The organism is Hungatella sp. SL.1.14 (genome assembly GCF_024460495.1).
Taxonomy (GTDB): Bacteria; Bacillota; Clostridia; order Lachnospirales; family Lachnospiraceae; genus Hungatella; species Hungatella hathewayi.
In genome coordinates this window covers 12035-24307 of sequence record NZ_JANFYJ010000008.1, presented here as the reverse complement: position 1 = coordinate 24307, position 12273 = coordinate 12035, and the positions used below count along the sequence as shown (strand labels likewise).

At 46.5% G+C, this 12273-nt stretch carries 11 protein-coding genes; all 11 read right to left on the bottom strand.

Going from position 1 to position 12273, the window contains the following annotated elements; genetic code table 11:
- Positions 1–675 carry a 3'-5' exonuclease gene (locus tag NE473_RS10450; protein ID WP_022033084.1) on the bottom strand — a complete coding sequence of 225 codons (675 nt, stop codon included), beginning with the start codon at positions 673–675 and terminating at the stop codon, positions 1–3.
- 119 nt (positions 676–794) lie between these two features.
- Positions 795–1331 (bottom strand): Uma2 family endonuclease, encoded by a 537-nt coding sequence (locus tag NE473_RS10445; RefSeq protein ID WP_256265249.1) that lies wholly within the window; start codon positions 1329–1331, stop codon positions 795–797.
- Between the two features lie 376 nt (positions 1332–1707).
- Entirely contained in the window at positions 1708–2433 is a 726-nt protein-coding gene (locus tag NE473_RS10440) for a transglycosylase domain-containing protein (protein ID WP_055649630.1), read from the bottom strand.
- 263 nt (positions 2434–2696) lie between these two features.
- The gene (locus NE473_RS10435) at positions 2697–3749 is read right to left on the bottom strand and encodes an SIS domain-containing protein (RefSeq protein ID WP_055649629.1); all 1053 of its coding nucleotides are present in this window, start codon (positions 3747–3749) and stop codon (positions 2697–2699) included.
- 41 nt (positions 3750–3790) lie between these two features.
- A complete protein-coding gene (locus NE473_RS10430; RefSeq protein ID WP_006771291.1) occupies positions 3791–4645 on the bottom strand; it encodes a class II fructose-bisphosphate aldolase in 855 nt (284 codons plus the stop codon).
- Positions 4646–4661: 16 nt separating this feature from the next.
- Complete coding sequence (locus tag NE473_RS10425; protein ID WP_006771290.1) at positions 4662–5501, bottom strand: carbohydrate ABC transporter permease; 840 nt, start codon at positions 5499–5501, stop codon at positions 4662–4664.
- 16 nt (positions 5502–5517) lie between these two features.
- Positions 5518–6438 (bottom strand): carbohydrate ABC transporter permease, encoded by a 921-nt coding sequence (locus tag NE473_RS10420; RefSeq protein ID WP_006771289.1) that lies wholly within the window; start codon positions 6436–6438, stop codon positions 5518–5520.
- Positions 6439–6452: 14 nt separating this feature from the next.
- Positions 6453–7859, bottom strand: a complete 1407-nt coding sequence (locus NE473_RS10415) for a sulfatase family protein (RefSeq protein WP_055649628.1) — start codon at positions 7857–7859, stop codon at positions 6453–6455.
- A 39-nt stretch (positions 7860–7898) separates the two neighbouring features.
- Complete coding sequence (locus NE473_RS10410) at positions 7899–9257, bottom strand: ABC transporter substrate-binding protein (protein WP_022033079.1); 1359 nt, start codon at positions 9255–9257, stop codon at positions 7899–7901.
- Between the two features lie 151 nt (positions 9258–9408).
- Complete coding sequence (locus NE473_RS10405; RefSeq protein ID WP_006771285.1) at positions 9409–10419, bottom strand: LacI family DNA-binding transcriptional regulator; 1011 nt, start codon at positions 10417–10419, stop codon at positions 9409–9411.
- A gap of 184 nt (positions 10420–10603) precedes the next feature.
- Complete coding sequence (locus NE473_RS10400; RefSeq protein WP_055649627.1) at positions 10604–11944, bottom strand: L-fucose/L-arabinose isomerase family protein; 1341 nt, start codon at positions 11942–11944, stop codon at positions 10604–10606.
- Positions 11945–12273: the final 329 nt, after the last annotated feature.

The following is a 12273-nucleotide window of genomic DNA, read 5'->3' as shown; positions in this document are numbered from 1 at the left end:
TTACACAACAATATTTTTCGTATACCTGCAGGCCGGGTAGTTAGAGCAGCCGTAGAATGGTCCGAATTTCCCATTTCGCTTTGTAAGCTCTCCCCCGCATCTGGGGCAGACCGGAATATCCGCGTCCTTTAAAAGTTTTCCCATGTGCTCATAGCAGATCTGATTCATCACACAGTCGTTAAACGCCCGGTGTGCGCCCTCTGAACTGATCTTAAAATAATCGGCCAGATCCGTAAGCCGGTGACGGGAAAGACCCGGAAGCAAGGCCCTGGCCATAAACAGTGTATCAATAAAATCATTCAGAACCGCCTTCCTGCACACCTCATCAGCCGCACGGTTCAGAAACAGCAGATCAAAGGACTGGATGTTATGGCCGATCAGAATCTCTCCGTCGATAAAATCTAAAAACTCCGGCAGAATAAACTCCAGCCCGGGCTCACTCTGAACCATCTCATCGGTTATCCCGTTCACCTTTGTAGCCCCGGCCGGAATGGGACGTCTGGGATTAACCAGCCTTGAAAAGGTCTCCACCTGTTCATGATTCTTAACCTTCAGGGCGGATATCTCGATGATATCATCCTTTACCGCACTGATCCCCGTCGTCTCCAAATCGAACACCACATAATTGTCCACATATTTACTGAGCCGTTTTCCTCTGTTGTCCGCTGCTGCCATAGTTCTTTTTCCTTTCCGTATATCAGATATCCTGTCTTCTGTTCCTGATTTCATGTTCTGTTCCTGGTTCTGTTTTCTGCAATTATACCGGATTTTGACCGGGATTTCCACTCTAAACTTTACTTCTTCCGTTTTAACCTGGAAAAATCGAATACCAGTCCCCTGCATACCCGTGACCCCAGTGCACCGGAAAAAGATGCAAGATCCATCTCACCGTCATCGAAATAATAGACGTAACCGTGATCCCAGTCCCGGTCCACAATCCAGTACTCCTTCACACCGGCTTTCCGGTATCTGGTCAGTTTGATCCGGTAATCCATATACTGGGATTCCGGAGCTACCACCTCAATCACAATCTCCGGCGCTCCGCTGCATCCGCATTTCGTCAGCTTTCTCCGGTCGAGAATCACACAGAGATCCGGTATCAGATACGTCATACCCCCGGCCAGCGTAAGACCGAACGGGGCTGTACGCACTTCACAAAATCCCGGATTTGCCTTTCGGTACTCCTCTATCATTTCCTTTAAAATTCTTACAATCCTCTGATGCCACCGTTTCGGCCTCTTCATAATATAACTCCGGCCATCGATCCTCTCAGCAAGCGGTTCCCCGCCAGGACTGGTACATTTTTTTCTTGAATAACTTTCTTCTGGCACATCTCTCACATTTCAGGCCTCACTTTCTTAAGACTCCACGCTCCATACGAATCCATTGTCAGCCTCATGTCCGATCACATCATTTCACAGTAACAACTACTTTTCATATGTATTCTGTTTCGTACAAGAGAACACTGGTCCTGGTCCGTCTGTCGCCCCCCTGCTTAACGCTCCTACAATTATACTTGTTTTCCGGGAGTACTTCCAGTTATTTTTCTCTTCCCTGAGTTCCATGCCTGTCATGGATCCTGACGGATCCCTGCCATACAGCTTTTCGTAACTGCAAAAATCACCGGCCGCTCCGTTCTAATGCTTTTATTCTGGAGCAATACCGGTGATTTTGTTATTTTCATTGATCGGATTTCATTGATCAGATTTAGTTGATCGCCACCATCTGCGCCGCTACTGTTTCCGCTTCCTCCGCCGAGAAGTAGCCGCAGTCTTCCATGCGCCTCAACACCTGCATCTGCCGTTTCTCCGCCAGCACAGGATTCTTTGTGGGAGCGTATCTGGAAGGGGCATTCGGAATTCCCGCCAGAAGAGTGCTCTCATATTTCGTCATTTCTTCCGGCGCCTTTCCAAAATAGCCCTCGCTGGCGTCGGCTACGGTGTAATAACCATCTCCGAAATAGATAGTATTTACATACAGTTCCAGAATCTCTTCCTTACTGTAATTGCGCTCCAGATCAAAAGCCATGAAGACTTCCGCCGCCTTCCTCGTCATCTCCTTCTCCTGGCTGAAATAAAGATTCTTCGCCAGCTGCTGGGTGATGGTGCTTCCGCCTTCCACGAATCTGCCTGCCCGTATATCATTAAATACCGCTCTTCCAATGGCAATGAGATCGATTCCCGAGTGCCTGTAAAATCTGTGGTCTTCCACAGAAACAACCGCATTCACATATACCTCCGGCAGTTCTTCAAATGGCGTATAATGTTCTTTGTTCTGGATCGATTCTACTTTATCCGCCAGACTCATCTGATCCAGCGCATTCCGGTACATGGAGTATCCCTTACCTGCAACCGCGAAGCCGGAGCAGATGCACAGTACCATTGTCAGAACGAAGAACCATTTTAATATTCTCATAACCTTTATTTTTTTCATTGTATCTGCTCCTTTCTTTTTGGTTTCAGACTTTTTTTGTTTTACTGGTTCTATTGTAACAGATTTTCAAACAAAAGACTTTAATAAACCCTTATAATAATCTGACAGATTCCGGTAAATACTAACGAGAATCTGAACAATTATTACGAAAAACAGAAGTAAAAATAAAATTGTAAAACATTCCAGATAAAACAACAGCGGAGGGGACTGCGAAAACCACAGCCCCCTCCGTATATTGAGGAAAACAAATAAAAGAAAGTATCCTATTTAATCACAATCGCCTGAGATAAATGTCTCGGTGAATCTGCATCAATCCCTTTTTTCTCTGCGATATAATATCCAATAAACTGACCGATAAATCCAATGAGGGCCGCGTTCTGCGTATCATTATAGCCATATGGCAGATCCAGGCAGTAATCTGCGTCTTTAAAATCCACAGAAGCCGTGTTACCGATCGCTGCAGTAACAGCTCCATACTCCTTCATCTGGGCCAGCAGCTTCCCATCCTCCTTTACAGTCTCCGAATGGCTTAATAAGATGATGAGCGTATTCTCATCTACCAGGCTCATCGGGCCGTGGCGGTATTCCAGCGAGAAGTAGGCCTCCGAATTGGAGAGTCCCATCTCCTTCATCTTATTCATACACTCATTGGCCACGCCATAGTTAATCCCCTGTCCCAGCGTAATAAACAGGTTCAGTCCCTCATGCTCCGTAATGATACGCTTTGCCATCTCATCCATTTTCTTTAACGCATCCCGCGCATGATCACCGTAACCGGCCATAGCTGCGATCTCGTCCTTTTTACCGCCCACATACATCGCCATGACGGCAGCCAGGTACACCATGCTGGTGAACGAGCGGGTCATGATGACACTGTCTTCCGCCGTATCCGGAGAAAGGATCATAAAGTCATTGTAGAGTGCGCTGTCCTTATCACAGGTAATCGCCAGTGATTTCACTCCCGGATAACTTCTCACCTTATCTATCGCCATGCGCACTTCCGTCGTATAGCTTTTCCTCGTAATCGGAAGGACAAGCACCTTCCGGTTTTTCACAAACGTCTCCGGGAAATAATAGAGCTCCGAACAGCATACCGCTTTTGATGGTATCGCGTTATAGCTTGAAAATGCGTGTGCCGCAGCCTGGGCCAGATAGAGACTGGTGCCGCAGCCTGTGAAGATCAGTTCGTCGTAATCTTCTGCAAATACCTTGTCGAGAACACCATAAATATCCTCTAAAGTCTCATTGACAGCCTCAAATGATTCCGGCTGTAAATAAATTTCTTTGTATGTAATTTCACTGTTTCTCTTTTCCATTATAAAAATCCTCTCTGTTATAATCAATTTATTCTGTACTATTAAGCTTTCCCCTCAGAACCGGCCAGGCGGATAATGTCCTTAATGTCTTCTGTCAGTCTGTCGTTGGCAAACTGTGACAATTTCCACGAGTGTCCCTGATGGTCCAGCGTTTTCAGTCCCTCTTCGTAATGTTCCACATATTTGTACCGGATTTCCGTACCAAAATTAATCTTTGCCACTCCCAGCTTAATTGCTTCTTTTACAATCTCCTCCTTCATTCCAGTACAACCGTGAAGCACCAGTGGAATATCCGTGAATTTTCTCACAGCCTCCAGTACCTCTAAATGGATATCCGGCTCACCCTTATAATAACCATGAGCATTGCCGATCCCGATTGCCAGGGAATCCGGCTGGCACAATCCTAAGAATTCCTTTACTTCACAGGGATCTACGATGTTCTTATTTTCCATCACGGTTCCCATATTGTCAAGGCGCAGGAGTTCTCCAATCTCCGCCTCCACAGGCACTCCAAAACACTTTGCAACCTTGATCACCTCGTTCGTCATAGCTGCATTCTCTTCGATCGGGCTTGTGGAACCGTCGATCATCACAGAGGTAAATCCAAGTTTCAGCGCCTCCATGCAGATATCAAAGTCGGCTCCGTGATCTAAGTGTATCGATACAGGGACAGAAACTTTGTCGGCACACCATTTACAGACCTGTACAAACCAGTCATGGCCGGAATAAGCACCGGTAGACACATAATGAGCCAGTATAATAGGAGATTTCATCTCCTCAGCCGCACGGCATGCAGCCCATATGATATCGTAATTGCCACCCTGTGTATTGAGTGCCGGAATGGCATATCCATTTTTGGATGCCTCAATTAGATTTTCTTTGTTAGTTACAAGCATAATATTCTCCTTTTTCTTAACCTTTTACCGCTCCGGCTACCAGACCCTTGATCATGTACTTCTGGAAGAAGAAGAATACAATCACCATCGGAATCGTACCCACAATGGATATTGTATTGATCAGCGACCAGTCATAGGAAAGTTCGCCCAGATAGCGAAGCGCCACGCCTGCGGATAATGTCCGAAGCGAGTCTGTCTGTATGAGTGTGGATGCGTGTAAATAATCATCCCAGGACAGCAAAAATGCATAAATGCCGACTGCCAGCATGCCGGGTTTCACTAACGGAACCACAACCCGGAACAGTGTACCGAACCGACCGGCTCCGTCAACACGGGCAGCTTCTTCCAGTTCTCTGGGAATTCCATCATAGAAACTGGACATCAGCATAATGGTGAACGGAAGCTGTCCGGCTGCAATAGCCAGGATCAGTCCCGCATGGGTATTGATCAGATGAACGTCTCCAAGTATTTTATACAGGGAAATCAACCGGCTGACAACCGGGAACATCTGTGCGGAGGTAAATGCAGCTATGATCCATTTGTTCCATTTAAAATGGAAGCGGGACAGCGCATAACCGGAAATAATCGCCATAAATGTCGTCAGCAGCGCCGTGGAACCGGCTACAATAAAGTTGTTTTTATAATATGTAAAGAAATCATTATCCACTGTAAACAGATTGATATAACTCTGGAAGGTGGGATTCTTTACGATAAAGGTCGGAGGAAATTTATATGCCTCCATATTGGTTTTAAAGGACGTCAGCAATACCCACAATAAAGGGAACAGCAGGAAGACGAGAATGATAATTAAAACCACGTATTTGATCACGCCGTTAAGAATACGTTTCCGTTTCATAAGCTTTCCACCCCCTCTACATGTCTTCGCTCTTAAAGATGCGGTTATAAATATAAACTACAACAATCATCATCAGCATCCAGACGGTCGTAACTGCAGCTCCTGATCCGAAGTTGTTGGAGACGAACGCCTCCCGGTAGCTTAAGATCGCCATCGTAGTCGTAGAGTTGTTTGGACCGCCCCCTGTCATGGTCCAGAACAGCGGGAACTGTTTGAAATTCTCGATGATGGACATGGATACCGTAACCTTGATAACGCTCTTCATGTAAGGAAGGACAATCCGGAAAAATCTCTGAACACCGTTTGCCCCGTCAATCTTTGCCGCCTCCTGCATATCCTCCGGAACATTGGCCAGACCTGCCAGAAGGAGCAGTGTGGCAAGCGGAATCTGCTTCCACAGTGCAGCTACCGACACACCAAACATGGCCGTAGCCGGATTATTCAAGATTGCAAAATCCGTGATTCTCCCTTTTGTCAGGACGCCTACGAAATATTTGACCAGACCGTACTGAGGCTGGAACATCCACAGCCAGACGAGACCGGATATCAGCGTCGGAACCACCCAGGGAACCATCATAATACTGCGGATAAATCTGGAAAATTTTACATTGCTGTTAAGAATCAGTGCCAAAGCCATACCAAGTACGAACTGGGCAATCACCACGCCAAAGACGAAGGTCAGCGTGTTTGTCATAGACGGAATCAGCTTTCCGTTGGAAAACAGCTTCGTATAATTGGCAAAATTATTCCACACCCCCGGCTGTCCCGAAATGATGTTCCTGACCTTATAGTCGAAAAAGCTTCGGTAAATTGAATCCACAACAGGTACCAGAATAAATGAAACTGTTGTGATAATAGCAGGAATCAACAGTGCGATTGCAAATATTTTATCACCCGTCTGATTTTTCCAGAGGGATTTCTTAATACCTTTCTCCATCGTAACAACTCCCTTTATATATTTTCCCCATATACATTGATACCCGGTCCCAGTACTCCCGCTAAGTCTTTCTGTCCACCGCCCATAACAGGCTCCTTAGCTCCATCGATTCTGGGATCCACATACTGTAAAAACCACAGTTCCATTTGCTTCTTCATATCCCGAATCACATCCTGATAGGATTCATCTTCTATTCCGTTATATGCCTCCCCCGGATCCGCCTCCAAATCATAAAACTCGTCGGGGCCGAAAGGATATCTGTGAACCAGCTTATACTTCCTGCTTCTTATCATTCGGACCGGTCCATACTCATCGAAGACGACAACACTGTTCTCCTCTCCTTTCTGCTCCTGGCCCATCAAAGCCGGAAGGAAGCTCTTACCCGGAAGCTTATCCGCCTCATCATTTTTAAATCCCAGGTAATCTAAAAGAGTGGGCATAAAGTCATAGCCGCTGTGCATCTCGTCACAAACATGATTCTCCGGAATATGCCCCTTATGACACATAATCAAGGGTACCTTCACGGAAGAATCATACATATTGAGTGGAAATGTCCCGTTGCCCTTGCCCCAGATTCCATGGTGGCCGCAGTTAAATCCATTGTCGCTGGAAAAAATAATCAGGGTATCTTCCATAAGATTCTCTTCCTCCAGCTTTTTTAAGATGCGCCCCACATTATCATCCATAGCTGTAACTGCTGCAAAATAACCGATCAGAGACTCTCTGGGCTTTTGATACCCCGCGATTACCTCTGTCTTTGCCCATGGATGCGCCTCCCCCTGAGGACATGTCTCAAACGGACAATCTTCATAGAGATCCGTATATTTCTTCGGATGACAGTTTATCCATGGAGAATGGGGCGCTGTATAATGCACACTTAAGTAAAAAGGCTGCTCCTTATTCTTCTCTCTGTCTATGAAGGAAATCGCTTCATCGGTGATCACATCGGTTATATAACCCTTTTCCTCAATCTTCTGCCCGTTACGGAACATTGGTGCGTTGTAGTAGGGGCCGCCTCCCTTCTGGTGAGCATACCAGAAGGAGAAGCCCTTTTGCGGATGACCGCCGTCACCCAAATGCCACTTCCCGCTCAGACCGCAGGTATATCCCTCTTCGGCCAAAATGTCCGTATAGCCGCGATGATCCTTCAGGAACTCAATTGCAGCCTGAGAGGCGCCTCCATTTCCCCCGCTTAAGTAATCAAGAATTCCGTGCTGTGACGGAATCTTTCCTGTCAACAGAGAAGCTCTGGCAGGAGAACAAACCGGAGACGTGCAGAAAAAGTTATCAAATCTCACTCCCTGTTTCGCCAGCTTATCAAGGTTTGGTGTCTGGATCTCAGAGTTGCCATAACAGCCCATAGACCAGATTCCCTGATCATCCGTCAGAATAAATAGAACGTTCGGTTTCTTTCCTGCCATGTCTTTCTACCTCTTTTCTTAATCTTGACTCGATCTTTTCTATGGAAGCAGCGGCTGTACGGCCGTCTTAAAGCCTTCGATCGCCGTATCCACATCCTCGCCGCCTACTGTTACCGCCTGTGCCAGTGCACACAGTTCCAAGTTAAACTCCGATAATGTCGGGAACATGTAAACCGGTTCTGCCTTCTCAACAGAATCCCCTGCACCATTTAAGATCGGACTGTTCTTAACAGCTTCCATATCCTTCATGGAATTTTTAGCCGGAAGTGCCGGTGCGATATTGGCAATGTAGTCATTCAGCACCTCAGGTGTAATTACGTACTGGATAAAATTCTTAACTGCTTCTACGTGATCCGGCCCATTATCTACTGCTACAAAGCAGTGTGATTGAAGAGTTGATGCGCCTTCACCATTTCCTCCCTTTAACGGCTCTGCTGCTGCCGCAAAGTTCACTACATCCGGATTGATGGATTTTGCACCGTTAAAGCCCCAGGAATTATCGTAGTACATGGCCAGCTGACCAAGCGCAAATAAGTTCCGTAAATCCTTTGGCTTCGCGTTCTGTGGATTGTATCCCTTCTGATCCAAAAGCTTTAACATCTCCAGTGATTCTTTAAATGCCGGATCATCAGCGGTAAGCTTGCCGTTATCATCGATAACCTTTCCGCCAAAGTTTGCTGCAAATGCCTGAATAGAAGAACCGATAACGATAACAGATGCTGTCGGCTGTCCAAACGCGTATACTTTATTTCCATCGTCCGTTGTCAAAGCCGCTAACTTCTCAGCCATTGTAAGCATCTCATCATATGTTTTCGGCGGCTGTTCCGGATCCAGTCCTGCTTTCTTAAACAGATCCTTATTGTAGAACAAAAGTGACGGAGATACGTAAAGCGGCGCTCCATATACCTCTCCATCGATGGAATGTGCTTCCAGAATGTTTGCATAATAATCATTCAGAAACGATTCATCCAGCACGTCCTTCATCGGCATTGCCAAACCGGAATCTACCAGAGCCGGCAGCCAGATCATTTCGCTGAAGATACAGTCCACACGGTCCCCGCCGCCTGCCATGTTGATGACCTGATTTAAAATTTCTCCATAAGGAGCCGTCACCCATTCGATCGTTACATTCGGATATTTCTCCTCATATCCAGCTTTCACACTGCTCCAGAACTCATCATACCCTTTTTCCAGCACAGCATAATTGGCGATCTTCAAGGTTATCTTTTCCCCGCTGCCCGTATCCGCCGCCTTTGCTTCCTCTTTCGTACCCGCTTCTGTCTTTGCCTCCGTGCCTGCCGTACTTCCCGCTGTACTGCCGCCTCCGCCGGAACACCCGGTGGTCAATGCCATAACACAAGCGAGTGCCAGTGCTGCCAGTCTTCTCTTTTTCATCATAATACCCTCTCTTTCCTCATTTTTCATATAGTTTTTGTGTTTCTCTATATTGACTCGAGCCTTATACACTCGAGTGTATAAACCCCAATATAAAATGGAAAACCATTTTATATTTTCACATTGTTACTTTCGTCTTCCGGAAGAGACCTTCTTACGTACTCTCCCGGATAATCAGCTTTGTCTCAAACGTCGCGTTTTCCGGCATCTGACCGCCGATCATCTGAACCATCATATCGATAACAGTTCTGCTTATCTCCTCCCGCTGCATCTCCAGTGTCGTAAGCTTTGGTGAACAGAACCGGCTGATGCTGGAATTATCAAATCCTACAACGCCGATATCCGCGGGAACCCGCTTTCCAATTCCTATTGCTGCCTGCATGGCAATGCAGGCCACCATATCGTTACGTCCCATCATTCCATCCACCTGATCATGACACCTTAAGTAATCTGCTACAGTCTCAGTCAGTTCCTCTTCCGTATGGCAACCGGCTATTACCGTATCGCCGCCTGCCTCCAGGCCGTGATCGTGAAGTTCATCCAGATATCCGCTGAGACGAAGATCCGACGGACCGCTGACATTCCCCCGCCTGCTGATGCGATCGATGTAGATGATATTCTTTTTTCCTCTGCTGATTAAGTGGTTTACCCCTGTTCTCGCCCCGGAATAAAGTCCGGAAGCCAGTGTCGCCACATTCTCCGGCAGAGTATCGTGCTTCTTATGTTCAAACAACAGCACCGGGATACCGGCCTTACTGAAATGCCTTACATACTCTTCCGGAAAACTGATGGAACTGATGATGATACCGTCATACTGGCGGCTGATAACCTGTGATACAAACTCCGGTGTGTTCCGGTTGGCACAAAGTGAAATCAGGAATCCGGCTTCGTAAGCATACTTATCCATCTCACTGACAATTCTGCTGAAATACTCGTTTGTAATCTGATCTGCAATGAACAGCAGCTGATTGCTGCGTTTTCCTTTCAAAGCTCTTGCCACATTGTTAGGACGGTAATGCAGGGCCGCAATGGCATCCTCCACTCTCTGTCTTTTCTCCTTTGCTACATAACGGTTATTATTCACAACATATGATACTATGGTTTCACTTACTCCAGCAGCCTTTGCTACGTCTGCCCTTGTGACCCGCTCACGATTTCTCTCCATACGTTCTTTTCTCCTTGCCGCATACCCTCGTACTGTACTTTTATTCAGTATAACTCTGTATGGGAAAAAGTGTCAATGATCACAGTCATTATTGTTTACAAGCCAGGATCCCACGAGGTGTATTTTGTGAGTGGAGCGAAGCGCGTTATTGTTCACGGAGTGAACAGTAATTCACGGTCAGATTTTACATCTCAATAACCGGAATATTTAACAATCCACAGATTCCCTTCATAGCTTCCGCCACATCTTCCCAGACAATGCTGTAATGATGAGGAATTCCCTCTGTTATGATTCCTTCTATAATTTCTCTCACCGGCCGCTCCACCTTTACACTGGCTGTTACGCCTTTTGTACAACGGTCCAAAGCGACGGCTTCTCCACGAAGAAGAAAAAGTTTGTACGCACCGTCTATATTGCAAAACCTGGCGACTGTCACCTTTCCAGGCTTAAGCGCCCCATAAAAAGCCGTTCCCTGTCCCGCCAGCGGATGGTTTCTGATTTCCACCTCATATGCTTTGTTAAATAAAGATGGGGCAGCGTTTCCACAGTGCCAGAAGGTAATTACATTTTTCTCTTCATCAATGTTAATCAGGTCAGTGATAAAACTGGGCTCCCCCGTAAGATAATATTCTGTCATCTGAGCCAGTTCCGCATCGACATCACCCTCGCACCCGATAGTAATACCATCGTCAGCCAAACGTCCAAGCACCGCACACGGTGTCGTATGTAAATTCCCCATCTCCGGCCAGCATTTAATTGCTGCGAAATCGTAATGCTGCTCTGCCATCACTTCTTTTAAAGCAAGATACAGCCTGGAATGATTCTCCAGATGGCCCTCCGGCAGTTTTCCTGTGTCATACGCTTCCGCCATCTTCGCCATGTCTGCCTTATACTTCTCAGCTGGCAGATCAGCCATCTTGTCGAAAACCACCTTTAAATCAGTCTCTTCGATCTTAACTCCGAAGGTTCTCCGGATCAGCCCTTCGTCAAATGCACAGTTATAAAATGCGGTAGGCCGGTACCCCAAAAGTCCTAATGTGGTATACTTTAAAGACTTAACCACTCCGTAAGCAAGAAGAAGATTTTTAACTTTCTCTGCTGCCTTATCATCTTCCCTGCTTCCGTAAATTGTATGGCAGGAAACTCCCAACCGTCTTAATGCAGCCGCATTCATCGTCATTGAGCAGAGTGCATTGGAATACAATCTGTCTTCCCTTTCAAAAGGTACTTCATAGGGAGCCCAAAGGATAATCGGTTTCTGAACCATCTCCGCCAGATAGGAAGCCACGTCATCGCCGGTAAATGCCCCATATACAAGAACAATAACATCTGCCTCCTGGCGCTTAAATTCTCTGACCGCCGCTTCAACCGATTCAATCCCGCTTCCAAGTTCCGGCGCCCGGACTACTTTTACTTCTGGCATCTGCGCTTCCAGCCATTCACCATACTCTCTGTTTCTTTGTTCCGGAACCTCTCGCGGCCACCGTCCCGAACATGTTGTTATAAAACCAATCGTTAGCTGCATCTGATTACCTTCCCCATTCTTAGTAATTTGCACAATTGTAGTTTATATCAACTCGTGTGTATATATCATTTTTACCATATTCTTTTCGCATTGTCAATACCCTTTTCTCATTTTTTTTGCTGGTAACAGTGACTTCCGGAAACGAATGCTGAACGGTTACCAGCAAAAAATGAAGAGTCCGCGAACCGGACTCCCTCGCCGGAGCGCGGTTGCTTCAGCAACCATACTTCCTCAGCGCGGAGTGCGCCTCCTGCCCGGAGGACTTATTATGTAACAGGAGCACTTTTACATAATAAAAGCAGCAGCACCCAAAGCCGAGAAAGAACCCC